Annotated in this window: 22 protein-coding genes; 16 read left to right on the top strand and 6 right to left on the bottom strand. The window is 66.5% G+C overall.

Going from position 1 to position 23441, the window contains the following annotated elements:
* The first annotated feature begins 6 nt into the window (after positions 1-6).
* The 3 genes from HRV97_RS05045 (at position 7) to HRV97_RS05035 (ending at position 1501) form a co-directional block, all read left to right on the top strand.
* Entirely contained in the window at positions 7-447 is a 441-nt protein-coding gene (locus HRV97_RS05045) for a DNA polymerase III subunit chi (RefSeq protein ID WP_174192522.1), read from the top strand.
* Between the two features lie 116 nt (positions 448-563).
* Positions 564-986, top strand: coding sequence for a nucleoside-diphosphate kinase (ndk, locus tag HRV97_RS05040; protein WP_115381414.1), 423 nt, complete (start codon positions 564-566; stop codon positions 984-986).
* A complete protein-coding gene (locus tag HRV97_RS05035) occupies positions 986-1501 on the top strand; it encodes a GNAT family N-acetyltransferase (protein ID WP_174192521.1) in 516 nt (171 codons plus the stop codon). Before ndk ends, HRV97_RS05035 begins: the two co-directional genes overlap by 1 nt.
* A 9-nt stretch (positions 1502-1510) precedes the next feature.
* Here the strand turns inward: HRV97_RS05035 and HRV97_RS05030 are convergent, their stop codons facing one another.
* From HRV97_RS05030 to purM, 3 genes are read right to left on the bottom strand one after another with little or no spacing between them, the layout of a single operon-like run.
* A complete protein-coding gene (locus tag HRV97_RS05030; RefSeq protein ID WP_246248516.1) occupies positions 1511-1885 on the bottom strand; it encodes an MmcQ/YjbR family DNA-binding protein in 375 nt (124 codons plus the stop codon).
* Positions 1882-2445: a phosphoribosylglycinamide formyltransferase gene (gene purN, locus HRV97_RS05025; RefSeq protein ID WP_174192520.1), complete on the bottom strand. Its 564-nt coding sequence runs from the start codon at positions 2443-2445 to the stop codon at positions 1882-1884. Before purN ends, HRV97_RS05030 begins: the two co-directional genes overlap by 4 nt.
* Positions 2442-3566, bottom strand: coding sequence for a phosphoribosylformylglycinamidine cyclo-ligase (gene purM / locus HRV97_RS05020; RefSeq protein WP_174192519.1), 1125 nt, complete (start codon positions 3564-3566; stop codon positions 2442-2444). Before purM ends, purN begins: the two co-directional genes overlap by 4 nt.
* Before the next feature lie 61 nt (positions 3567-3627).
* Here purM and HRV97_RS05015 point away from each other — a divergent pair, with 61 nt between their 5' ends.
* From HRV97_RS05015 to alaS, 5 genes are all read left to right on the top strand, one after another.
* On the top strand, positions 3628-4866 hold the full coding sequence (locus HRV97_RS05015) for a heavy-metal-associated domain-containing protein (RefSeq protein WP_174192518.1): 1239 nt from the start codon (positions 3628-3630) through the stop codon (positions 4864-4866).
* Between the two features lie 25 nt (positions 4867-4891).
* Positions 4892-5509, top strand: coding sequence for an HdaA/DnaA family protein (locus tag HRV97_RS05010; RefSeq protein ID WP_343044430.1), 618 nt, complete (start codon positions 4892-4894; stop codon positions 5507-5509).
* Complete coding sequence (locus HRV97_RS05005) at positions 5506-7677, top strand: RNA degradosome polyphosphate kinase (RefSeq protein ID WP_174192516.1); 2172 nt, start codon at positions 5506-5508, stop codon at positions 7675-7677. The genes HRV97_RS05010 and HRV97_RS05005 overlap by 4 nt, the downstream gene beginning before the upstream one ends.
* The gene (locus tag HRV97_RS05000) at positions 7674-9164 is read left to right on the top strand and encodes a Ppx/GppA phosphatase family protein (RefSeq protein WP_174192515.1); all 1491 of its coding nucleotides are present in this window, start codon (positions 7674-7676) and stop codon (positions 9162-9164) included. The genes HRV97_RS05005 and HRV97_RS05000 overlap by 4 nt, the downstream gene beginning before the upstream one ends.
* Before the next feature lie 71 nt (positions 9165-9235).
* Positions 9236-11884: an alanine--tRNA ligase gene (alaS, locus tag HRV97_RS04995; protein ID WP_174192514.1), complete on the top strand. Its 2649-nt coding sequence runs from the start codon at positions 9236-9238 to the stop codon at positions 11882-11884.
* A gap of 45 nt (positions 11885-11929) precedes the next feature.
* Here the strand turns inward: alaS and HRV97_RS04990 are convergent, their stop codons facing one another.
* Positions 11930-12613 (bottom strand): hypothetical protein, encoded by a 684-nt coding sequence (locus HRV97_RS04990; protein WP_174192513.1) that lies wholly within the window; start codon positions 12611-12613, stop codon positions 11930-11932.
* 178 nt (positions 12614-12791) lie between these two features.
* Between HRV97_RS04990 and radA the strand changes: the two genes are divergently transcribed.
* The 8 genes from radA (at position 12792) to HRV97_RS04950 (ending at position 20432) form a co-directional block, all read left to right on the top strand.
* On the top strand, positions 12792-14162 hold the full coding sequence (gene radA, locus HRV97_RS04985; protein WP_174192512.1) for a DNA repair protein RadA: 1371 nt from the start codon (positions 12792-12794) through the stop codon (positions 14160-14162).
* 54 nt (positions 14163-14216) lie between these two features.
* Complete coding sequence (locus HRV97_RS04980; RefSeq protein WP_174192511.1) at positions 14217-14780, top strand: CvpA family protein; 564 nt, start codon at positions 14217-14219, stop codon at positions 14778-14780.
* Positions 14777-15217 carry an iron-sulfur cluster assembly scaffold protein gene (locus HRV97_RS04975; protein WP_174192510.1) on the top strand — a complete coding sequence of 147 codons (441 nt, stop codon included), beginning with the start codon at positions 14777-14779 and terminating at the stop codon, positions 15215-15217. The genes HRV97_RS04980 and HRV97_RS04975 overlap by 4 nt, the downstream gene beginning before the upstream one ends.
* Positions 15217-17001 (top strand): cation:proton antiporter domain-containing protein, encoded by a 1785-nt coding sequence (locus HRV97_RS04970; RefSeq protein WP_174192509.1) that lies wholly within the window; start codon positions 15217-15219, stop codon positions 16999-17001. Before HRV97_RS04975 ends, HRV97_RS04970 begins: the two co-directional genes overlap by 1 nt.
* Positions 16998-17333 (top strand): DUF423 domain-containing protein, encoded by a 336-nt coding sequence (locus HRV97_RS04965; RefSeq protein ID WP_174192508.1) that lies wholly within the window; start codon positions 16998-17000, stop codon positions 17331-17333. Before HRV97_RS04970 ends, HRV97_RS04965 begins: the two co-directional genes overlap by 4 nt.
* 146 nt (positions 17334-17479) lie before the next feature.
* Positions 17480-19612, top strand: coding sequence for a prolyl oligopeptidase family serine peptidase (locus HRV97_RS04960; RefSeq protein WP_174192507.1), 2133 nt, complete (start codon positions 17480-17482; stop codon positions 19610-19612).
* A 95-nt stretch (positions 19613-19707) separates the two neighbouring features.
* A complete protein-coding gene (locus HRV97_RS04955) occupies positions 19708-20040 on the top strand; it encodes a hypothetical protein (protein ID WP_246248515.1) in 333 nt (110 codons plus the stop codon).
* Positions 20037-20432, top strand: a complete 396-nt coding sequence (locus HRV97_RS04950) for a DoxX family membrane protein (protein WP_174192505.1) — start codon at positions 20037-20039, stop codon at positions 20430-20432. Before HRV97_RS04955 ends, HRV97_RS04950 begins: the two co-directional genes overlap by 4 nt.
* Here HRV97_RS04950 and HRV97_RS04945 read toward each other — a convergent pair.
* Together HRV97_RS04945 and HRV97_RS04940 are read right to left on the bottom strand one after the other, a co-directional pair.
* On the bottom strand, positions 20416-20907 hold the full coding sequence (locus HRV97_RS04945) for a hypothetical protein (RefSeq protein ID WP_174192504.1): 492 nt from the start codon (positions 20905-20907) through the stop codon (positions 20416-20418). The genes HRV97_RS04950 and HRV97_RS04945 overlap by 17 nt on opposite strands.
* Before the next feature lie 182 nt (positions 20908-21089).
* Positions 21090-23393: a UvrD-helicase domain-containing protein gene (locus HRV97_RS04940; protein WP_174192503.1), complete on the bottom strand. Its 2304-nt coding sequence runs from the start codon at positions 23391-23393 to the stop codon at positions 21090-21092.
* Positions 23394-23441: the final 48 nt, after the last annotated feature.

Below are 23441 nucleotides of genomic sequence, written 5' to 3'. Positions count from 1 at the left end.
GCGTCCGTGAAGGTCGACTTCTATCACCTGACCGCCAGCCCGCTTGAGCGCGTGCTGCCCCGCATTGCGGAGCGCATCCTCGCCGAGGGCGGGCGGTTGCTGGTGGTAGAGGGCGATGCCGCGCGTCGCGCCGCGCTCGACAAGACCTTGTGGTCCTACGCACCCGACAGCTTTCTGCCGCACGGGGTCTCGGGCGGCGAGCATGATGCGCGGCAGCCCGTCTTGATCGCACCCGATGCCACTGCCGCCAATCAGGCGCGCAACGTGGCGCTGGCCGATGGCGAGTGGCGCGACGACGCACTCGCTTTCGATCGTGCTTTTCACTTCTTCGACGACGATCGCATCGGCGACGCGCGCGCGGCGTGGAAGGCGCTGGCCGCGCGCGACGGGATCGAACGGCGTTATTGGAAGCAGAGCGAGTCGGGGCGCTGGGAACAGGCGGCTTAGGCGTCCGCATCTGCGATAGGCGCCGAGCGCGTCCGACGTGGGTTCTTGCGCGTGCCCGAGGCGCCGACTAGGGGACGCGCACTTTCCATCACCTCTGTCAGGAGCCCGTGACCGTCATGGCCGCGAACCGTACATTTTCGATCATCAAGCCCGACGCGACGCGTCGCAACCTGACCGGCGCGGTCACCAAGATGCTGGAGGACGCAGGCCTTCGCGTCGTCGCATCGAAGCGCATCCATATGACCCGCGAGCAGGCCGAGGGCTTCTACGCGGTGCACAAGGAGCGTCCCTTCTTCAACGATCTGGTCGAGTTCATGATCTCGGGTCCGGTCGTCGTGCAGGTGCTCGAAGGCGAGAACGCGATGCAGCGCAACCGCGACATCATGGGCGCGACCAATCCCGCGAACGCCGAGCCCGGCACGATCCGCAAGGAACTGGCCGAGTCTATCGAGGCGAACACCGTGCACGGCTCGGACTCGGACGAGAATGCCGAGATCGAGATCGCTTACTTCTTCAAGCCGGAAGAGATTGTCGGCTGATGAACTGGCGCCTGCGACGCGCGAGCGCGGATGATGCCGCGATCCTCTCGCTCGTCGCGGGCGCGACCTTTCTGGAAGCGTTCGCGGGCGTCCTAGACGGCGCGGACATCGTCGCGCACGTAGCGCGCAACAGCAGCGCGGAGGCATTCGCGCGCTACATCGACGATGGCGCAATCGCGACGCTCGCCGAAGCCGAGCAGGGCGCCGCACCGTTCGGCTATACGTTACTGACCACGCCCGATCTGCCGGTCGAGCCGCGTGCGGGCGATATCGAACTCAAGCGCATCTACGCACTCGTGCCGACTCACGGGCACGGGTTGGGTCCCGCGCTGATAGTGCAGGCAGTCGCGGACGCGCGCGCGGCAGGGCACCGCCGGCTGCTCCTCGGCGTGTACGGCGGCAATGTTCGCGCGCACCGGTTCTACACCAAGCAGGGCTTATCGGTGATCGGCGAGCGGCGCTTCCTCGTGGGTGCCACCTGGCACGACGATCTGGTCTTCGCGCGCGACCTCTGACGCCCGCGTTTAGCGTCCGCCAGCCTCAAGCAAGCCAGCCGGCGCGCTCAACTCCCAACTGCGCGCGATGCGATCCTCGACCAATGCCCAATCGACCTCGCCGCCCAGATCGATGCTGACCCAGCCCGACGTGCCGAGATAGGCTGGCTTGCGGTAGGTATCGGGCGCGGCCTCCAGCAGCATCGCCTGCTCGTCGGTGTCAGCGGTGCGGACGCAGACGACGGTAAGCCCATCGCCGTGGTGATCGACGCGCAATTGCGCGAACTGCTTGCCCGCGACGAAGAAGGTCGGCTGGCCGTGGCTCTCGCGCTCCTCGCTCTCGGGCAGCAGCAGCGCGATCTCGCGGACGCGGTCGATCGCCTCGGCTCCTCGCATCTCGTTCATCGACGCACGAACTCCTTCAACACGGCGGGGTAGAGTTGATGTTCCGCCGCGAGCACGCGCTCGGCCAGCGTCTCGGGCGTGTCGCCGGGCAGGATGGCGACCTCGCGCTGTCCCAGCACTTCGCCGCCGTCGAGCTCCTCGGTCACGACATGGACCGAGCAGCCGCCCGCCGCATCGCCCGCGTCGATCGCGCGCGCGTGGGTGTCGAGGCCCTTGTACTTCGGCAGCAGCGAGGGGTGAATATTGACGATCCGCCCGCGCCATTTGGCGACGAACCCGTCCGACAACAGCCGCATGTAGCCCGCGAGCGCGATCCACTCCGCGCCTGCCTCGCGCAGCGCACCGTCGAGCGCAGCCTCGAACACCGGTTTGCCGATGCCCTTGGGCGACAGCGCGAAGGTCGGCAGCCGGTGCTGGATCGCCCAGGCAAGCCCGGGCGCGCCGGGCTTGTCGGAGGCGACCACGACGATCTCATACGCGTCGCCCGCGGCTTCGGCGAGCGCCTGCATGTTGGAGCCGCGGCCCGAAATCAGCACCGCGACCTTGGCGGGCCCGCTCATGCGTGATGCGTCGCGCGCCAGTCGCCGCGCGCGCTCCACGTCTCGGTGCTGCCGGTCACGGTGCAGCCACGCTCACCCGCCTCGATACGGCCGATGCGGAACACGGTTTCGCCCGCGGCCTCAAGCGCCTGCGTCACGCCGTCTGCCGCGTCGGCGCCGACGACAACCGCCATGCCGATCCCGCAGTTGAACGTGCGCGCCATCTCCTCGGGCTCGATCGCGCCCTGTGCCTGAAGGAACGCCATCAGTCGCGGCTGTTCCCACGCGTCCGCGTCGACCAGCGCGTGCGTGCCTTGCGGGAGGACGCGCGGTATGTTCTCCAGCAGCCCGCCACCCGTGATGTGCGCCAGCCCCTTGATCCGCCCCTCGCGCAGCAGCGGCAGCAGACTCGCGACGTAGATCCTGGTCGGCGCCATCAGCGCGTCGATCAGCAAGCGATCCTGATCGAACATCGCGGGGCGATCGAGCCGCCACCCGCGGTCGGCCGCGAGCCGGCGCACCAGCGAATAGCCATTCGAGTGCACACCCGACGACGCGAGACCGAAGATCACGTCGCCGGCGGTAATCGCACGCCCATCGAGCAGCCGGTCGCGCTCGACCGCGCCGACGCAGAAGCCCGCGAGGTCATAGTCGCCATCGGCGTACATCCCCGGCATCTCCGCCGTCTCGCCGCCGATCAGCGCGCAGCCCGCCTGACGGCATCCTTCCGCGATCGAGGCGATCACGCGCTCGGCCACCGCCTGATCGAGCCGCCCGCTGGCATAGTAATCGAGAAAGAACAGCGGCTCCGCGCCCTGCACGACCAGGTCGTTGACGCACATTGCGACCAGATCGACGCCCACGCCCTCGTGCCGGTCGTGCTCGATCGCGAGTTTCAGCTTGGTGCCGACACCGTCGTTGGCGGCTACCAGCAGCGGATCGATGAAGCCCGCCGCCTTCAGGTCGAACAATCCGCCGAACCCGCCGAGATCGGCGTCCGCACCCTTGCGCCGGGTCGAGCGGGCGAGCGGCGCGATCGCGCGGACGAGCGCGTTGCCCGCCGAAATCGAGACGCCCGCGTCGGCGTAGGTATAGCCGCCGGCTGGCGTTGCAGAGCTGTTGGCGCTGGGTTCGTCGGTCATGGCCGATGCGCCTAGCCACAACGCGCTTGGATTTCCACGCCCGCTTCGCCAAAAGGCGCCGATGCGCAGCCGTCCGTTTCTCGCCACCGCCGCGGCCATCGGTGTCGTCGTGCTCGGTGCCGGCGCGGTCCTGGCACAGATCGAGGGCGGTGATCGCGGTGTCGCGGCCGTCGACAGTTCCAACGATTACGAGGTCGGCAGCGTCAGCGTCGACGTGTCGGGCCCGAACGCGCAAGCGGCGCGAGCCGCGGGCTGGCGCGAGGCTCAACGCAAGGCGTGGGTGCAATTATCGCGCCGGCTGGGCGGCGGCGGTGGGTTGGTGCCGGACGGCACACTAGATTCGCTGGTCACCGCGATCGTGGTCGGCAGGGAGCAGATCGGGCCCAATCGGTACATCGCGCAACTGGGCGTGTTGTTCGATCGCGCGCGCACCGCAGGGCTGCTGGGCATCAGCAGCTACACGACGCGGTCGCCGCCGCTGGTCGTCGTGCCGGTGATCTGGTCGGCCGGGGTGGGTGGCGTGTTCGAGCAGCGTACCGCCTGGCAGGAGGCATGGGCGCGCTTCCGCACCAGCACCAGCGAGATCGACTACATCCGCTCGCCCGGCAACGGGGCCGATCCGCTGCTGCTGAACGTTGGGCAAACGCAGCGGCCGGCGCGTGGTTGGTGGCGCAAAGTGCTCGACCTCTACGGCGGCACCGATGTTCTGATTCCGGTCGTCCGGCTGCGTCGGCAATGGCCGGGCGGGCCGGTCATCGGCGAGTTCGAGGCGCGGCATGGCCCCGACAATCGCCTGCTCTCGCGTTTCGCGCTGCGTGCGGGCAGCGCGTCGGCGTTGCCGGCTTTGCTAGACGCCGGGGTGAAGCGGCTCGACGATATCTATCAAGCGGCGGCGCGCGGCGGCTATTTGCGCGGCGATCCCGGGCTTGCCCCACCACCGACGACGCTGCCGGACGACGCGCCGGTGGTGAGCGATCCCTCGCTCGACGTCGTCGACAATGCGGCGGCGCCGGTCGTGTCCGTCATCGTGCAGGTCGAGACGCCCGACGCAGGTGCCGTGGCGAGCACCGAGGGTTCGCTGCGCGGGGTGCCCGGCGTGCGCAGCGCCACGACCAGCAGTTTGGCGCTCGGTGGCGTCTCGTTGATGGTCGTGTCGTTCGCGGGTGACCCGGCGGACTTGCGCAGCGCGCTTGAGGCGCGCGGGTGGCAGGTGTTCGGCGGCGGCACGACGCTGCGGATCCGGCGCGCGCCGCAATTGCTTCCGCCCGATCTCCAGCCCGACAATGCGACCGCAGGGTAACATGCCGGGCGGGAACAACACGACGGTGCAGTTTCCGCTCCCGCTCGCGTGGCCGGACGAGCAGCACGACGTCGAGTTCCTCGTGACCGCGTCGAGCGCGAAAGCAGTCAACACGCTGCGGCAGTGGCGTGAATGGCCCGTGGCGGCGGCCTTGCTCGTCGGTCCAGCCATGTCGGGTCGCAGCTTGCTGGCGCAGGTCTTCGCGGCGCAGTCGGGCGGACGTGTCATCGACGATGCTGACCGGCACGACGAAGCCGCCTTGTTCCACGCGTGGAACGACGCCCAGGCAGAGCGCGTCCCGTTGCTGCTCGTCGCCGACGCGGCGCCGCCCGCGTGGAACGTCGCACTGCCCGACCTTCGCACCCGGCTGGGTGCCAGTCCGGTGGCCGAGATCGAAGCGCCTGACGAGGCGCTCGTGCGTGCCTTGCTGGAACGCGGCTTCGCACGCCGTCACCTTGACGCGCGCGACGACCTGATCGACTGGCTGGTGCCGCGTTTGCCGCAGCGTCATCAGGCTGTCGCGCAGATGCTCGATGGACTGGAACAAGCCGCGCTGTCCGGGCGTCGGCGCGTCACCATTCCGCTCGCGCGCGACCTGCTGGTCGCCTTGACGGGCACAGCGCAGGACATCGATCACGCATGACCCGGCCCGCTCACGTACAGCGTGAACCCGACGACGATCCGTTCGAGAAGGTTGCAGGCGAGCGTTACTTCAATCGAGAATTGTCGTGGCTGGCGTTCAACCGCCGCGTGCTGGAGGAAGCGTGCAATGCTGCGCATCCGCTGTTGGAGCGGCTGCGCTTTCTCGCGATCTCGGGCGACAACCTCGACGAATTCTTCATGGTGCGCGTCGCTGGACTCAAGGGACAGCAGCTTCAAGACGTGGAACTCCGGTCCGCCGACGGGCTGACGCCGGGGCAGCAGCTCGCCGCGATCACCGTCGAGGCCGACGCGCTGATGGTCAGCCAGCAATCGGTGTGGCGCGATATCCGCTACGCGCTGGCGGAAGCAGGCATCCGCGTCATCGGCAGCCACGCGATCGACACCGCGCTGGGATTGGACGAGCAGGCGTGGCTCGAGACGTATTTCCGCGAGCAGCTCTTCCCGGTCATCACGCCGCAGGCGCTCGACCCGGCGCATCCGTTCCCGTTCATGCGCAACAAGGGCATGGCGGTCATGTTCGATCTTGTTCGCCGCTCGGACAAAGAGCCGATCCGCGAACTCGTCATGCTGCCCAATGCCATGCCGCGGCTCGTGCGCTTGCCGGGCGAGGGCGCGCGCTACATTGCGGTCGAGTCGCTGTTGAAGCGTTTCTCCAACCTGATGTTCCCTGGATATGACGTGCTGGGCGCGGCCGAGTTTCGCGTGCTGCGCGACAGCGACATCGAGATTGAGGAAGAGGCGGAGGACCTCGTCCGCTACTTCGCCAATGCGATCAAGCGGCGGCGACGCGGGCGCGTGATACGGTTGGAGCTCGAAACCGGCATGAGCGAGGCACTCGCCTCGGTGCTGCGCGAGGAATTGGGTGGTGCCGACACGATCGTGACCGAGAGCGCGGCGTTCCTGGGCGTCGGCGACCTGGCGCTGCTCGCCGACGAGGACCGGCCGGATTTGAAGTTCACGCCGTTCACCCCGCGCTTTCCCGAACGGATCCGCGAATTCGGCGGTGATTGTTTCGCAGCGATCCGGGCCAAGGACATCGTCGTCCACCACCCGTATGAGACGTTCGACGTCGTGCTCGCCTTCCTCAAGCAAGCCGCGAACGATCCCGACGTGGTCGCGATCAAGCAGACGCTCTACCGCGCGGGCAAGCAGTCGGCGGTCATCAACGCTTTGATCGCGGCGGCAGAGGCGGGCAAGTCGGTAACTGCCGTGGTCGAATTGAAGGCGCGGTTCGACGAGGAACAGAATCTGCAATGGGCGAGTGCGCTGGAGCGCGCGGGCGTGCAGGTCGTCTACGGCTTCATTGATTGGAAGACGCACGCCAAGGTCGCGATGGTGGTGCGGCGTGAGGGTGCGCAATTCCGCACCTACTGCCATTTCGGCACCGGCAATTACCATCCGGTCACTGCACGGATTTATACCGACCTGAGCTTCTTCACCGCCGACCCTCGGCTCGGGCGGGATGCAGCTCGGATGTTCAACTACATCACCGGTTACGTCGAGCCCGAGGGGATGGAAGCGGTGGTGCTCAGCCCCCGCCGGCTCCGTGACCGCTTGCTGGCCGACATCGACCGCGAAATCGCACATGCGCGCTCGGGGCGTGGTGGTTCGATCTGGGCCAAGATGAACAGCCTGGTCGACCCGGCGATCATCGAGAAACTCTACGAAGCCAGCGGCGCGGGCGTCGAGATCGAATTGATCATCCGTGGCATCTGCTGCCTGCGCCCGGGCGTCGTCGGCCTGTCCGACAACATCCGCGTTAAATCGATCGTCGGTCGCTTCTTGGAACACAGCCGGATCGCGGTGTTCGGAAACGGCGCGGCCCTGCCGAATGACGGCGCGCGCATCTACATATCCTCCGCCGACTGGATGCCGCGCAACTTCGACCGCCGCGTCGAATATCTGCTGCCGATCGAGAATGAGACGGTGCACGATCAGGTGCTCGATCAGGTGATGGTCGCCAATCTGATCGACAACGAACAGAGTTGGGAATTGCAGGCGGACGGCAGTTACGTGCGCGTGTCCGCGGGTGATCGTCCGTTCAATTTGCATCGATATTTCATGACCAACCCCTCGCTATCAGGGCGGGGCGCTGCACTGGAGGAAGGCGGCGAGGTGCCGACGCTCAAGCTGCGGCGTCGTTCGTGAAGGCTGGTCCCGCGGCACCCAGTGCCGACACGCCGCGCACCGCGATCATCGATATCGGCTCCAATTCGATCCGCCTTGTCGTCTACCAAGGGCCGGCACGGCTGCCGACGCCGTTGTTCAACGAAAAGGTGCTTGCCGGCCTCGGTCGCAGCCTGGCGGCGACGGGAACGATCGATGCGGAGGCAATGGCCGCTGCGCGCACCGCGCTTCACCGCTTCGCCGCGCTCGCGCGCGCGATGGAGGTGACGCGTGTGCGCACGGTCGCGACCGCCGCGGTGCGCGATGCCAGGAACGGCCGCGCGCTGATCGCGGTTGCGGAGGAAGCGGGGCTGACCGTCGAGATCCTGTCGGGGGAGGAGGAGGCCGCGGCTGCAGGCTTCGGCGTCCTGTCCGGCATACCGGGTGCCGACGGCATCGTCGGCGATCTGGGCGGTGGTAGTCTTGAACTGGTTCGGGTTCGTCGCGGCGAACTCGCCGAGCGCGCGTCCTTTCCACTCGGCGTGCTGCGCCTTGCCCCCTTGCGTCAACGGGGTCGGCTCGACCGACACGTCGAGTCGATGCTGCATGAGGCAGGGTGGATCGGTGCGGGCAAGAACCTGCCTTTCTACCTCGTTGGCGGGTCGTGGCGTGGCCTGGCGCGGCTGGCGATGCACCGTGCGCGTTATCCGCTGCCGATCATTCACCAATATGCGATGTCGCCCGGTACGATCGCCAGCCTGCGCCGCACCTTGTCGCATGTCGGTAAGCCGCAGTTGAAGGAGGTGCCTGGGCTGTCGAGCGGGCGTATACCGACACTGGCCGATGCCGCCGCGTTGCTGTCGGTGCTGCTCAAGCATTTGAAAAGCAGTGGTACGATCGTGTCCGCTTTCGGGTTGCGTGAAGGATTGCTGTTCCAGGAACTGAGCGCGGAGGATCGCGCGGAGGACGCGTTGATCGTCGCGACCCGCGACGAGGGCCACATGTCCGGGCGTTTTCCGGAGCACGGCGACCTGCTCGATCGCTGGATCACGCCCTTGTTCGGTGAGGACAAGCCGGCCGAGGCGCGTTTGCGCAATGCCGCTTGCCAATTGGCCGATGTCGGCTGGCGCGCGAACCCCGAGTTTCGCGCTGAGCGCGGCCTCGAAATCGCATTGCACGGCAATTGGGTCGGCATCGACGGGCGCGGGCGGGCGATGCTGGCGCAGGCGTTGTGGACCGCGATGGGCGGTACGATGCAGAGCCCCGACCCGCTCGGTCGATTGGCGTCGGAAGCGGCGTTGCGCCGTGCCGCGACATGGGGGTTGGCGATCCGGCTGGGTCAGCGCTTGAGCGGCGGCGTCGCGGATCCGTTGCGGCGATCGCGCCTGTCGCTCGATGCGGCAACGCTGCGGCTCGACCTCGATCGTGCCGATCACGCCTTGTACGGCGAGATCGTGTCGAAACGGCACGCCGCGCTCGCCGGCGCGCTGGGCCGCGTGGCCGTCAGCGACGCGGCCGGGCGGGGTTGACGCCGCAGCGCGTCGTTGCAGCAGCGACGAAGCGCTAGGCAGCGCGCTTTCTCCTCATTAAGTCGCTGGTCATGACCTCGACAAACGACCTCCGTCGCAGCTTCCTCGATTATTTCGGCGCCAACGGCCACCAGATCGTGCCGTCCGCACCGTTGGTGCCGCAGAACGACCCGACGCTGATGTTCGTCAACGCCGGCATGGTGCCGTTCAAGAACGTGTTTACCGGGCTGGAGTCGGGGCCCTACTCGACCGCGACCAGTTCGCAGAAATGCGTGCGGGCGGGAGGCAAGCATAACGATCTCGACAATGTCGGCTATACCGCGCGGCACCATACCTTCTTCGAAATGCTGGGTAATTTCTCGTTCGGCGATTACTTCAAGGAACAGGCGATCACTCATGCGTGGACGCTGCTGACGAAAGAATGGGGGCTGCCCGCGGACAAGCTGACCGCGACCGTCTACCACACCGACGATCAGGCGTTCGAGCTGTGGAAGAAGATTGCCGGGCTGCCCGACCATCGCATCATCCGTATCGCGACCAAGGACAATTTCTGGGCGATGGGATCGGACGGGCCGTGCGGTCCGTGTTCCGAGATCTTCTACGATCACGGCGATCACATCGCGGGCGGCCCTCCCGGTAGCCAGGACGAGGACGGCGACCGCTTCGTCGAAATCTGGAACCTCGTCTTTATGCAGTTCATGCAGGAAGCCGACCAGATCACCGGCGATCTACCGCGGCCGTCGATCGACACCGGCATGGGGCTGGAGCGCGTCGCCGCGGTGATGCAGGGCGTGCACGACAATTACGACACCGACACGTTCAAGGCGCTGATTGCAGCGTCGGGCGCGCTGACGCACACTGTCACGAGCGGCAATAATCAGGCGAGCCACCGCGTTATCGCCGATCACCTGCGCTGCTCGGGCTTCCTGGTCGCCGACGGCGTGCTGCCCGCGAACGAGGGTCGCGGCTACGTGCTGCGCCGGATCATGCGCCGCGCGATGCGCCACGCGCATCTGCTCGGCGCAAAAGAGCCGCTGATGCATCGGCTCGTCCCGGCGCTGGTCGCCGAAATGGGTGCGGCTTACCCTGAGCTCGTCCGAGCGCAGCCTTTGATCGAGGCGACATTGCGGCAGGAGGAAACACGCTTCCGCAAGACGCTCGACAAGGGGCTGCGGCTGCTTGACGAAGCGACGGCCGGCATGGGGCAGGGCGACACGCTGGCGGGCGAGACCGCGTTCAAGCTCTATGACACGTTCGGCTTCCCGTACGACCTGACCGAGGACGCGTTGCGGGCGCAGGGGTTGCAGGTCGACCGCGTCGGCTTCGACAGTGCGATGGCCGAGCAGAAGCGCGCCGCGCGCGCCGCGTGGAAGGGCTCAGGCGCGAAGGCGTCAGACGAATTGTGGTTCGACCTGGTCGAGGAAGTCGGCGCGACCGAGTTTACCGGCTACTCGAGCGATAGCGGCGAAGGTGTCGTGCTCGCGCTCGTGAAGGACGGGCAGCGCGTCGAGCAGGCGGACGCGGGCGAGCAGGTCGACGTGATCGTCAACCAGACTCCGTTCTACGGTGAGAGCGGCGGACAGGTCGGCGATGCGGGCACACTGTCGAGCGGGGCGGGCCTCGCCGCCACGGTGACGGACACGTCGAAGCAACTCGGCAAGCTGTTCGTCCACCACACACGGGTAGAGACGGGCGGCCTCAAGGTCGGCGACACCGTTCGCCTCGCCATCGACGTGCGGCGTCGTGACGCGATTCGCGCCAACCACTCCGCCACGCACTTGCTGCACGAGGCGCTGCGGACGCGGCTTGGCTCTCATGTTGCGCAGAAAGGCAGTCTGGTCGCACCCGACCGTCTGCGCTTCGACGTGTCGCACGCGACCGCGATGGCGCCGGCCGAGCTGGCCGACGTCGAGGCGGCGGTGAACGCGCAGATCCGCGGCAACGGGAACGTCGAGACGCGGCTGATGACCCCGGACGAGGCGATCGCGATGGGCGCGATGGCGTTGTTTGGTGAAAAATATGGTGACGAGGTGCGCGTCGTGTCGATGGGCACGGGCGACGATGGGAAAACCTACTCGATCGAGCTGTGCGGCGGTACGCACGCGCGGGCACTCGGTGACATCGGCCTGTTCAAGGTCGTCGGCGAGAGTGCGGTCTCGTCGGGTGTTCGCCGCGTCGAAGCGCTGACCGGTGAGGCCGCACGGCAATATCTGAGCGCGCGCGACGAGAAGCTGCGTGACGCGGCCGCGACGCTGCGGTCGACACCCGACGAAGTGCCCGCACGTATCGCGGCGCTGCTCGATGAGCGCCGGCGGCTCGAGCGCGAATTGGCCGAGGCGAAGAAGGCGCTGGCGCTCGGCGGAGGGGCGAAGGATGCGGCCGGGCCCGAGATGGTCGGCGACGTCGCGTTCGTCGCGCAGGTGCTCGACGGGTTCGAGGCCAAGGGCTTGCGCGGTGCGGTCGACGATGCGCGGCGGCAGCTCGGCTCTGGCGTGGTCGCCATCGTGGCGGTGAACGACGGCAAAGCGACCATTGCGGTCGGGGTAACATCCGACCTGACCGCGCGCATCAATGCGGTCGATCTGGTCAAGGTCGGAGTTCAGGCTTTGGGGGGACAAGGCGGCGGCGGTAGGCCTGATATGGCCCAAGGCGGCGGCCCCGATGCAAACAAGGCGCAGGAGGCACTCGACGCCCTTCGCGCTGTGCTACGTACCGCGTAGCGGACGTTGATGGTCCGCCTGCACGTGGCAGGCAGACCCGTCAGTTTACTTACGCGGCTTGATCTTCTTGGTCGTGCTCGTCGTGGCGCCCGGCGGCGTGGTCGACGCATTGTCATTCGTCCCCGGCGTCGAGGTCGCGGCGTCACCGGTGGTGGTGGCCGACGCGTCTGCGCTGTCGCCCGGTGTCCCGGCACCCATCGCTGCGGACAGCTGCGCTGCGGTCATTCCGATCGTGACGCCCTGCGGCCCCGGACCGAAGCCGGCGATCGGCAGCTTGGCGTCACCCTTGTCGGTGGTCAGCGTCACCATGCTCGTGTCGACTGCCTTGATCGTGCCGAGCTTCGTCCCGCCCGAGCCGTAGACGCTCGCACCGGTGACGAGTTGTGAGCGGAAGGCGGCACTCGCCTGCTGCTGCTGTGCACCCGCGGCGGCGTCGAGCTGCGCCTTCGTCATCGCCAACACGGGGCCCTGTGCACCCTTGCCGAGCGAGGTGAGCGGCACTGCGGCCTTGTTGGTGCCGGTGTCGATCACAGCATTCGTGCCGTCGGTGCTCGCAACCGTTCCCACGACACCGCCGCTGGTGTCGTACACGGTGGCACCGGTCGCCACGCTCGCCGTTGCGGATGCCTGCGCACCTGCGGGTGCGGTCGTCGGGGCGGTTTGGGCCGAGGCGACCGACGGGATCAGGCCAGCTGCCGCGACGGCGGCGAATAACTCGTAACGCTTCATGTTCTGCTCTCACGCGGTTGATATCGATTGAGAAACGTGACCGTAACGAACGGGTTCCGACTGGCAGATGAACGGCGTGCCCCCGTTGCTCAGCCGATTAGGCTTCCGATCCGCTCTGCAACTGCCTGCGCTACACCCCAACGTTCCCCTATCGTTCTCATTGTGCTAGGCTACGGGCATGGCAAAAGCACAGCGACGTTACGTTTGTCAGTCCTGCGGGTCGGTGTCGCACCGATGGCAGGGACAATGCGCCGATTGCAATGAGTGGAACACGCTGGTCGAGGAAGCGTCAGCGGTCGTTACACCCTTCCAGGCCAAGCATAATCTGCAATCCGGCGGGCGTGCATTGACGCTGGTAGCGCTCGATGCCGAGATCGCGCTGCCTGAACGGATGACCTTCGGCATACCAGAATTTGACCGAGCGCTCGGTGGCGGGTTGGTGGCCGGCTCCGCCACCTTGATCGGAGGCGATCCGGGGGTGGGCAAGTCGACGCTGCTGTTGCAGGCCGCGGCGCGACTGGCGCGTGCGGGGCGCAACGTGGCTTATGTGTCAGGTGAGGAAGCGGCCGACCAGGTGCGATTGCGCGCGCAGCGACTGGGACTGGGTGACGCGCCGGTGCAGCTCGCCGCCGCCACGTCGACGCGCGACATCTTAACGACGCTTGGTCAGGGAACGTCGCCGGCACTGCTGGTGATCGACTCGATCCAGACGATGCATTCCGACCTGATCGAAGGCGCGCCGGGCACGGTCAGCCAGGTACGCGCGACCGCGCAGGAGTTGATCCGTTTCGCCAAGGAACGCGGCACTGCGGTGATCCTGGTCGGCCACGTGACCAAGGACGGTTCGATCGCCGGACCGCGGGTGCTGGAGCATATGGTCGACACCGTGCTGAGCTTCGAGGGGGAGCGCAGCCATCAATATCGTATCCTGCGCGCGATCAAGAACCGCTTCGGCGGCACCGACGAGATCGGCGTGTTCGCCATGGCGGGCGAGGGGCTGGTCGAGGTGGCCAATCCTTCCAGCCTGTTCCTGACCCAGCGCGACGAGAGCGTGACGGGATCAATCGTGTTTCCCGCGCTGGAGGGCACGCGGCCGGTGCTGGTCGAAATACAGGCGCTGGTGGTACGGCTGGCGAGCGGGGCGACGCCGCGGCGCGCGGTGGTCGGTTGGGACTCGGGGCGCTTGGCGATGATCCTGGCGGTGCTGGAAGCGCGCTGCGGGCTGAGCTTCTCGACCTGCGAAGTTTATCTGAACGTCGCCGGCGGCTATCGCGTGCAGGATCCGGCCGCCGATCTGGCGGTCGCGGCCGCGCTCATTTCGGCGTTGAGTGAACGGCCGGTCGCCTCCGACGGGGTCGCCTTCGGTGAAATCGCCTTGTCAGGCGAGATCCGACCGGTTGCGCACGCGCCGTTGCGGTTGAAGGAAGCGGGCAAGCTAGGGTTCACCCGCGCGATGGTGCCGACGGGCGTGACCGACGCCGCTTCGGTGCGGCTGTCGAGTTTTCGCAATCTCGCCAGCTTCGTCGACCACATGCTCGGGCGCGGATAGTGCAGCCTCGGCGCTATCTAGCGCGTGGCACGCGCAGGCCGTATCTAACAGGTGATGAACCTTCACGGTCTTGATATCGCGGTGCTGCTGCTGGTGGCGGCCACAGCGCTGCTCGGTGCGAAGCGCGGCTTCGTGGCGGAAGTGCTCGCGCTGTTTGCGTGGGTTGCGATGATCTTCGCGCTCAAGATCTTCCACCTGCCGCTGTCGCGCACGTTAGCGCCGACGATCGGCACCGCATCGGGTGCGACGATCCTGGCGTTCGCGATCCTGACCGGCGGCACCTACTTGCTCAGCCGTATCGTCGTTAATGCGGTCAGTGCGCGAACGCGGACATCGGTGCTCGGACCGATTGACCGGTCGCTCGGGTTCGGCTTCGGTGCGCTGAAAGGCTTGATCTTCGCCAGCCTGGTGTTCCTGCTGGTCGTGCTGGTACTCGATCTGCTCGGCGGCGGTCCCTCGCGGCGGCCGGGCTGGATCGTACAGGCACGTACCTACCCGCTGCTGAGCGCGACCAGTGCGTCGATTGCCGACGTGGTCGACCGCCGCCGACGCGGCAAGCCGTTGTTCGCTCCGCGCTTTCAACCTGTGCAACCGTCCGATGAAGGCAATGCTTCGTGAGCCTCGACCTCTACACGCCCGAGATTTCAGCGCTGGCGCTCGGCAATCCGTATCCGGAGCGTCTGGCTGACGGCGCGGCCTCGGCCGAGCGACGGTCGCCGATCTGCGGCAGTCGCGTCACCGTCGACCTGGCGCTGGGCGAGGACGGCCGCGTTGAGCAGGTGGGCACGCTGGTGCGGGCGTGCCTGCTCGGGCAGGCATCGTCGACGCTGATGGCGCAGCACGTCGTCGGGCGCACGCCGGCGGAGTTGGCGCGCGCGCGTGATGAGCTCACCGACTGGCTCGCAGGAACCGGGCCGATACCCGATTGGCCTGGGATCGACATCTTCACACCCGGTTTGAAGCTGACGGCGCGTCACCCATCGATCCGGCTCGCGTTCGAGGCCGCGGCTGAAGCGGCGGCAGCGGCCGCGACCAGCGCGAAGGATGCCGATTGATGGAGCATGCGGCAGGCGGCTCGTTGCTGCGAGACGGCTTCGTTCTGCTGGGTTTCGCGCTCGCCTTCGTACTCCTGTTCCGCCGGCTCGGGTTGGGCGCGACGCTCGGCTATTTGGTCGCGGGAGCGACAGTCGGGCCGCACGTGTTGGGGCTGGTAGGCGATGCCGAGGCCAAATTGGGTTTCGCCGAGCTCGGTATCACCATGCTGCTGTTCATTGTCGGACTGGAGCTGAGCCCCGCCAAGTTGTGGCGGCTGAAAGAGGATATCTTCGCGCTCGGGGCGCTGCAGGTCCTGGCTTGTGGCGCGGCGATCACGGCGATCCTCGCGTTCGTCGCGCATTTCTCGATCGCTGCGGCGCTCGCGCTCGGGATGCCGCTCGCCTTGTCGTCGACCGCGCAGGTGCTGCCGATGCTGCAATCGGCGGGGCGACTACGCACGCCGTTCGGTGAGCGGGCGTTCTCGATCCTGTTGTTCCAGGACCTGTCGATCATTCCGATGATCACCATCATTGCCGCGATGAGCCGCAACCCCGCGCAGGCGACGGGGCCGTCGGGTTGGATGCTGGGATTATACACGATCCTGGCGATCGGTGGCCTGATCGCCGCCGGACGCTTCGTGTTGACGCCGTTGTTCCGCTGGATCGGCAATCACGGCGAGCGTGAGTTGTTCGTGTTCGCGGCATTGTTCACGGTGATTGCGTCGGCGGCGTTAATGGAGTTGCTGGGGTTGTCGACTGCGCTGGGTGCGTTCGTCGCCGGCGTGATGCTGGCGGACAGCCCGTACCGACACGAACTCGAGACCGACATCGAGCCGTTCCGTTCGATCCTGCTCGGGCTGTTCTTCCTCGCCGTCGGCATGATGCTCGATCTCGCGACGATCGCCGAGCGTCCGTTGTTCGTCGTCGGCATGGCAGGCGCGCTGATCGCGACCAAGGCGCTGGTCATCTTCGCGATCGGGCGCGTCTTCGGCATGCAGTGGCGGCAGGCGCTCGCGCTTGGTCTGTTGCTGAGCCAGGGCGGCGAGTTCGGCTTCGTGCTGCTGACGCAGGCGCAGAACGGCTTCCTGATCGCACCGGAGGCGGCGAGCGTGTTCGGCGCGATCATCACCTTGTCGATGGCGAGCACGCCGTTTCTGATGATGGCGACGAGGCGCTTCGGCGAGGCGCCGATCGACAGCCACGGCGAGCGTGACGGTCCGCGGGCCGACGGTGCCAACGCGCTGGTCGTAGGGTATGGCCGGTTCGGTCAGACGGTGGCACAGATGTTGATCGCCAGCGGCGTGCCAGTGACGCTGATCGACCGCGACATCGAGATGATCGACATCGCGGCGGAGTTCGGCGCCAAGGTCTATTTCGGCGACGGAACACGCCTGGATCTGCTGCGTCAGGCGGGAGCAAGCGAGGCCGAACTGATCCTGTTCTGCGTGGATGGCGATCAGATCGACGCCGAGTGGCTCGAAAGCGTGCACGAAGCGTTTCCACACGCATCTGTGTACGTGCGTGCCTTCGATCGCCGCGCGTTGATCAAGCTCAAGAACGGTGCCGCGCGGTACGTCGTGCGCGAGGTGCTCGAGTCGGCGATCAAGATGGCGCGCGCGGCGATGCAAGGGTTGCACATCTCCAACGAGGAGATCGACCGCGCCGAGGACATGTACCGAGTACGTGATCGTGAACGGCTGCGGTTGCAGATCGAAGCGGGCGACATTCGCGCGGCACGTGAGCGTATCATCACGCAATCAGAGCGTGACGCGCCGATCAGCCAAGGCACCGGAGCGACGACATGAACTGGTTGATGATGCTCGCGAGTCTGTCCGGCGCGCTGGCGGTAGGCGCGGGTGCGTTCGGGGCGCACGGCGCCAGCGGCGATGCTGCCGAGTGGTTGCGCACGGGCGGTCAATATCAGCTGATCCACGCTATCGCCGCGCTGGTAGCGTTGCGTCTCGACGCGCGTGGACCAGCTTGGTTGTTCGTCGTTGGAGCGGCCATCTTCGCCGGAACATTGTACCTGATGGCTTTGGGTGCGCCGCGCTGGTTCGGCGCGATCACGCCGATCGGCGGCACACTGCTGATTGCGGGGTGGCTGTGGCTGGCGTGGGCCGGACTACGTGCCGGATAGTTGATCCACCCGATTACAGGATCGGTGGCGCAAACTGAGGTAACCTGCTGACTTATTGTCTGGGTGGGTGCGAGCACATTCCATGATCCATTGTGCTGTCGCGCCAGCCCCGTCACAGAACGTGGATCGTTGTACGGAGCAGACGAATGATCCTTGTAGCGCTGGCACTGGTTGCGGGAGCACAGGCGGCCACCCACAACAGGGCGATGACCAACACTGCCACCGCCGAGGCTACGCGAGCCGCCTCTCAGAGCGATGATCCATACATCTGGCTGGAGGACAAGGACGGGGCCGAACCGCTCGCCTGGGTAGCAGCCGAGAACGCACGAACGCTGCCGCGCCTGCAAAACGATCTGCGCTACAGCCAGTTCTATGCCGAAGCGCTGGCGATTGCCTCGGCAAAGGACCGCATCGCCATGCCGATGCAGTTGCGCGGGCGCATCTACAACTTCTGGCGCGACGCCGATCACCCGCAAGGCGTGCTGCGCTGGACGAGCAAGGAGAGCTATGCGCAGGCCGCACCGGCGTGGACCGTCGCGCTCGACCTTGATGCGCTGAGCGGTGCCGAGAACAAGAAGTGGGTGTGGAAGGGGCTGACCTGCCTCGAACCCGACGAGCGCCGTTGCCTGGTGGCATTGTCCGAGGGCGGCGAGGATGCGGTGACATACCGCGAGTTCGACCTGGAAACAGGCGCGTTCGTGGCTGGTGGCTTCGTGTTGCCGACCTCCAAGCAGGGAGCCGACTGGATCGACGCCGACACGCTGCTCGTGTCCCGCGATTGGGGCGCGGGCACGATGACCGACTCGGGCTATCCGTTCGTGGTCAAGCGATTGCGGCGGGGACAATCACTTGCCCAGGCGGAAGAAGTTTATCGCGGGAAGCGCGAGGATCAGCTCGGTACCTACGGCATGGTGTTGCAGGATGGCGCGGGCAACGAGGCCGTGCTGGTCCAGCGCCGTCCCACCTTCTTCGGCGGCGAGACGTTGATCGAGCATGACGGCAAGTTGGTTCGGCTCGACGTACCGGCGCGCACCTTTGCGACGGGCATGGTCGACGGACATGTGATCTTCGAGACCAGCGATCCATGGGGTGCGATCCCAGCTGGGGCGATCGCGTCCGCGCCGCTGGCAAATGTCGTGAAGGGGCATTTCACGCCGACGTTGGTGTTCGCGCCAAGCGCGCGGCAGTCGGTCGACCGCGTGACCACCACACGCGGGCATGTGATCGCCAGCATCTACGACAATGTGCGCGGACGTGCCCTGGTGTTTACGCCCGGCGCTAAAGGATGGACGCAACGCCAGCTCGCACTACCCGACAATGCCTCGGTCGGTGTGGTAAGTGCAACCGAACACGGCGACGATGCATATTTGAGCGTCACCAGCTTTCTTCAGCCGACGACCTTGTGGTCGGTCGCGGCAGGCGAAGGCGTGGCGCCTAGACAGGTGAAGGCTCTGCCCGCGCGCTTCGACGCAACGAAGCTGGTGTCCGAGCAGTTCGAAGCCGTGTCGAGCGACGGCACCAAGGTGCCGTACTTCGTCGTGCACGCGAAGGATGCGGGACTGGATGGCAGCACGCCGACGCTGATGACCGCTTATGGCGGCTTTCAGGCGTCGATGACGCCGAGCTACGCTGCGGTCACCGGCAAGCTGTGGCTGGAGCGCGGCGGCGCCTACGTGCTCGCCAACATTCGCGGAGGCGGTGAGTTCGGGCCGGCGTGGCACGACGCGGGGCGCAAGACCAAGCGGCAGATCATTTACGACGACTTTGCCGCGGTCGCGCGCGATCTGTTCGCGCGGCGGCTGACCAGCCCGGCCAAGCTCGGCATCTACGGTGGATCGAACGGCGGATTGCTGATGGGAGTCGAGTTCAATCAGCACCCGGAGTTGTGGAAGGCAGTGGCGATCCAGGTGCCGCTGCTCGACATGATCCGCTATGAAGGGATTGCGGCGGGCGCGTCGTGGGTTGACGAGTATGGCAGCGTCAGCGTGCCGGAGGAGCGTGCATTCCTCGAGAAGATCTCGCCTTACCAGAACCTCAAGCGCGGAGTGAACTACCCCGAGCCTTATATCTGGACGACGACCAAGGACGACCGCGTCGGACCGCAGCACGCACGTAAGTTTGCTGCGCGAATGAAGGAATATGGGCTGCCGTACCTGTTCTACGAGGACACCGCCGGTGGTCACTCGGGCGATGCCGACATCGAGCAGGGTGCGCGGTTGAATGCGTTGCAGATGACGTATTTCGGGCAGAAGCTGTTTGGACCGGACGCGACGAAATGACGCTCGCTGCGATGGCAGGCGGAAACCAGCCGTTTCGCAGGCCGTTATTGCTGCATCGCAGCAGATGCGGTTATGACAGGTGAATGACGTTGACCATGACTGAGGATCGACCCGCCGCGGCTGTTCCCGATACCGTACCGCTCGTATTCGAGGCGATCGTCAAGCAGCAGGCGATCGCAGCCAGCTACAATCGCGGAACCGTCACGCTCGCGCCGCACATCGTCTACACCAAGCATGGCGAGATCTACCTGGACGCGTTGACGCTGGAGCGTGACGGTCAGCCGCCGCGTGAAGCGAAGATCGGGGCGTTCAAGCTGACCGGGCTGAGTGGTTTGCGCGTGACCCCGCGTCGGTTTGCGGCAAGCGAGCTGTTCCAGCCGAAGGATGCGAAGTACGATGGGGTGACGCTGCTCGCGATTGAGCAGTGAATGAGGCTCGCGGCCGGCGGGTGGGGCGCTGGCTGCTCGCCGGCTTCTACGCGCTAGCGGGCGTCGGACACTTGTACTTCACCGCGGCGATGGTGCGGATCGTACCGGCCTGGGTGCCGCAGCCGCGCATGGTCGTGATCGCGACCGGTGTGTGTGAGCTGGTTGGCGCGACGGCGTTGATGACCCATCGCTGGCGACGAGCGGCAGGGTGGGCGCTCGCGGCTTATGCCTTGTGCGTGTGGCCGGCGAACGTGCAGCACGCGATCCAGGACCTGTCTAGCGGAACGGGCCTGCCGATCTGGTACCACGCGCCGCGGCTCGCGCTGCAGCCGCTGATCATCTGGTGGGCGCTGTGGGCGAGTGGGGCGGTGCGGCTCAAGTCAGCGCGCTGAGCAGCTCGTCCTTCGACATCTTTGAGCGACCTGGAATGTCGCGCCTCTTGGCCTCGGCGTAGAGATCGGCTTTGCTGCGGTGGTCGCGCGCTGCCCGGGTCTTATCGGCTACGTCCTTTGGTTGCGCAGAGAATTGCTTGCCCTTCTTGGTGTCGGCGCGCTTCTTCGCGGTGGTGCGCTTATATTCCTCGTCGCTCAGCTTCTCGCGGGCTTCCTTGGGCAGGTAGCGCTCGCCGGTTTTGCCGCTCTCCTTTCCCGACTTGGTGCCCCAATCCTCCTCGGTCCATTCGTGGAGTGAGTTGTGCTCGTCCGGCTCGCCGACGTAGCCGCCGCCGCGCTTCTTATACTCCTGCACCGCCATCTGCGCCTTGCGCGCGGACCATTGGCCTTTCTTGCCGCCCTTTGCGCCGGCGGTGATCTCGTCCTTTACCTTCTCCCACAGCTCGGGATCGGACTTCTCGGCAGTCTCGGACATGGGCACCTCCGCCCTCGACAACGCGGAAGGTCACACAAAGGTCACACCAACGCGCGTCGTCGACGCCGACCATTCTATGCACCTCCGTGGCCGATTTAGGTTGCGGCGAGACTTAACGGTCAGGAGGTTTGTAGGACAGGAAGAAGCGGGATCCCAGGCCGAGCCCGGGATGACCGCGGTCGTCAGCTCGGCGTGACGAAGCTGTCCATAACGCGCTTGCGCCCGGCCTGCTCGAAATCGATCTCGAGCTTGTTACCCTCGATCTCCGCGATCGCGCCGTAGCCGAACTTCTGGTGGAACACGCGCTGGCCGAGCGACAGGTCACCGCGGCCTTTGTTACCGATGCTGACCGCACTGGCGCGGCTCTCCACCACGCGGGCGGGCTCGCGCGTGAAGGTGCGGCTGGTCCATTCGCCGCCGGGCTTGCCGTTGAGCGTGCCGGCCGCGCGCTGCCAGCCGGGGCCGCGGCCGGTGCCGCGCGACACGTCGGCGAACGGATCGGCGCGCTCGGTCCAGTTGGCGCGCCACAAGCTCTCGCCGCCCGACATCGTGGTTTTGCTGTCGATGTGATCCTGCGGCAGTTCGCCGACGAAGCGGGATGGGATCGAGCTGGTCCATTGGCCGTAGATGCGGCGATTGGCGGCGTGGAAGATGACCGCGCGGCGGCGCGCGCGCGTGATCGCGACGTAAGCCAGGCGCCGCTCTTCCTCCAGGCTACGCGTGCCACCCTCGTCGAGCGCGCGCTGCGACGGGAACAGCCCTTCCTCCCAGCCGACGAGGAACACGGTGTCATATTCCAGCCCCTTGGCGGCGTGGATCGTCATGATCGTGATCTTGGGGTCCTCGCGCGTCGCCTCATTGTCCATGACGAGGCTGACGTGTTCGAGGAACGCGCCGAGGTTCTCATACTCCTCCATCGCGCGGACGAGCTCGGACAGGTTCTCCAGTCGCCCGGCCGCCTCGGTCGTCTTCTCGGCCTGGAGCATCGCGGTGTAGCCGCTCTCGTCGAGCAACTGCCGCGCGAGTTCGGGATGCGGCAGGTCGCGCGCCATGTCGCGCCAGCGCGCGACGTCGCCGACGAAACGGCCGAGCGACTTGCGTGCCTGCGGCGTCAGCTCGTCGCTGTCGAGGATGCGTGCGGCGGCGAGACTCAGAGGCAGTCCCTCGGCACGCGCGAGCTGGTGGAGCTTCGCCACCGCCTTGTCGCCCAGACCACGCTTGGGCACGTTGACGATCCGCTCGAACGCGAGGTCGTCGGCGGGCTGGTTGACGATGCGTAGGTAAGCAAGCGCGTCGCGGATCTCGGCGCGCTCGTAGAAGCGGAAGCCGCCGACGATGCGGTAGGGCAGGCCAACCGAGATGAAGCGGTCCTCGAACTCGCGCGTCTGGTGCTGCGCGCGCACGAGAATGGCGACGTCGTCGAGGCTCTTGCCCGCGCGCTGGCACGCCTCGACCTCGTCGGAGACGCGCCGCGCCTCCTCTGGCCCGTCCCACACACCGATGACGCGGACCTTCTCGCCCGCGTCGAGCTCGGTCCACAATTGCTTGCCGAGCCGGCCGCCGTTGTTGGCGATGACGCCCGAGGCGGCACCGAGGATGTGCGGGGTGGAGCGGTAATTCTGTTCGAGCCGGATCACCTTCGCGCCGGGAAAGTCCTTCTCGAACTTGAGGATATTCTCGACCTGCGCGCCGCGCCACGAATAGATCGACTGGTCGTCGTCACCGACGCAGCAGATGTTGCGGCGCTCCTGCGCCAACAGGCGCAGCCAGAGGTACTGGACCGAGTTGGTGTCCTGATATTCGTCCACCATGATGTAGCGGAAGCGCTGCTGATATTGCTCCAGCACCTCGCGATTGCTTTTCAGAATGGTGAGGACGTGGAGCAGCAGGTCGCCGAAATCGCAGGCGTTCACCGCCTTCAATCGCGATTGATATTGTTCGTACAATTCGCCGCCGCGGCCGTTGGCGTAGCGCTCGCTCTCGCCGGCGTCGACCTCGCGCGGGGTCAGGCCCTTGTTCTTCCACTCGTCGATCAACCCGGCGAGGCTGCGCGCGGGAAAGCGTTTCTCGTCGATGTCGGCGGCGACGATCAACTGTTTTAACAGGCGGAGTTGATCGTCGGTGTCGAGGATGGTGAAGTTGGATTGCAGCCCAACGAGCTCGGCGTGGCGGCGCAGCATCTTGGCGCCGATCGCGTGGAAGGTGCCGAGCCACGGCATCCCCTCGACCGCGTCGCCGACGAGCCGCCCGACCCGCTCGCGCATCTCACGCGCGGCCTTGTTGGTGAAGGTGACCGAGAGGATCTCCGACGGCCAGGCGCGGCGGGTGTAGAGCAGGTGCGCGAGCCGGGCAGTCAGCGCTGCGGTCTTGCCGGTGCCGGCACCCGCGAGGACGAGCACCGGGCCGTCGGTGGTGAGCACGGCATCGCGCTGCGGTTCGTTGAGGCTGGCGAGGTACGGCGGCGAGGCTAGCTGGGTATCGGTCACGCCACTGCACGTAGGCAGGGTTGCCGGGCGGCGCAATCCGCGAGAACA

The sequence above is a fragment of the Sphingomonas hominis genome, assembly GCF_013328205.1.
GTDB classification, from domain to species: domain Bacteria; phylum Pseudomonadota; class Alphaproteobacteria; order Sphingomonadales; family Sphingomonadaceae; genus Sphingomonas; species Sphingomonas hominis.
The sequence above is the reverse complement of the archived record's forward strand: the minus strand, read 5'-3'. Positions and strand labels throughout refer to the sequence as shown.

What these genes read in the sequence shown, in the direction of transcription:
- ndk (WP_115381414.1), top strand. Translation starts at nt 564, where the DNA reads ATGGCCGCGAACCGTACATTTTCGATCATCAAGCCCGACGCGACGCGT.
- HRV97_RS04990 (WP_174192513.1), bottom strand. Translation starts at nt 12,613, where the DNA reads ATGAAGCGTTACGAGTTATTCGCCGCCGTCGCGGCAGCTGGCCTGATC.
- HRV97_RS05035 (WP_174192521.1), top strand. Translation starts at nt 986, where the DNA reads ATGAACTGGCGCCTGCGACGCGCGAGCGCGGATGATGCCGCGATCCTC.
- HRV97_RS04970 (WP_174192509.1), top strand. Translation starts at nt 15,217, where the DNA reads ATGGAGCATGCGGCAGGCGGCTCGTTGCTGCGAGACGGCTTCGTTCTG.
- HRV97_RS04960 (WP_174192507.1), top strand. Translation starts at nt 17,480, where the DNA reads ATGATCCTTGTAGCGCTGGCACTGGTTGCGGGAGCACAGGCGGCCACC.
- HRV97_RS05030 (WP_246248516.1), bottom strand. Translation starts at nt 1,885, where the DNA reads ATGAACGAGATGCGAGGAGCCGAGGCGATCGACCGCGTCCGCGAGATC.
- HRV97_RS05005 (WP_174192516.1), top strand. Translation starts at nt 5,506, where the DNA reads ATGACCCGGCCCGCTCACGTACAGCGTGAACCCGACGACGATCCGTTC.
- purM (WP_174192519.1), bottom strand. Translation starts at nt 3,566, where the DNA reads ATGACCGACGAACCCAGCGCCAACAGCTCTGCAACGCCAGCCGGCGGC.
- HRV97_RS04980 (WP_174192511.1), top strand. Translation starts at nt 14,217, where the DNA reads ATGAACCTTCACGGTCTTGATATCGCGGTGCTGCTGCTGGTGGCGGCC.
- HRV97_RS04955 (WP_246248515.1), top strand. Translation starts at nt 19,708, where the DNA reads ATGACTGAGGATCGACCCGCCGCGGCTGTTCCCGATACCGTACCGCTC.
- HRV97_RS04945 (WP_174192504.1), bottom strand. Translation starts at nt 20,907, where the DNA reads ATGTCCGAGACTGCCGAGAAGTCCGATCCCGAGCTGTGGGAGAAGGTA.
- HRV97_RS04965 (WP_174192508.1), top strand. Translation starts at nt 16,998, where the DNA reads ATGAACTGGTTGATGATGCTCGCGAGTCTGTCCGGCGCGCTGGCGGTA.
- purN (WP_174192520.1), bottom strand. Translation starts at nt 2,445, where the DNA reads ATGAGCGGGCCCGCCAAGGTCGCGGTGCTGATTTCGGGCCGCGGCTCC.
- radA (WP_174192512.1), top strand. Translation starts at nt 12,792, where the DNA reads ATGGCAAAAGCACAGCGACGTTACGTTTGTCAGTCCTGCGGGTCGGTG.
- HRV97_RS05015 (WP_174192518.1), top strand. Translation starts at nt 3,628, where the DNA reads ATGCGCAGCCGTCCGTTTCTCGCCACCGCCGCGGCCATCGGTGTCGTC.
- alaS (WP_174192514.1), top strand. Translation starts at nt 9,236, where the DNA reads ATGACCTCGACAAACGACCTCCGTCGCAGCTTCCTCGATTATTTCGGC.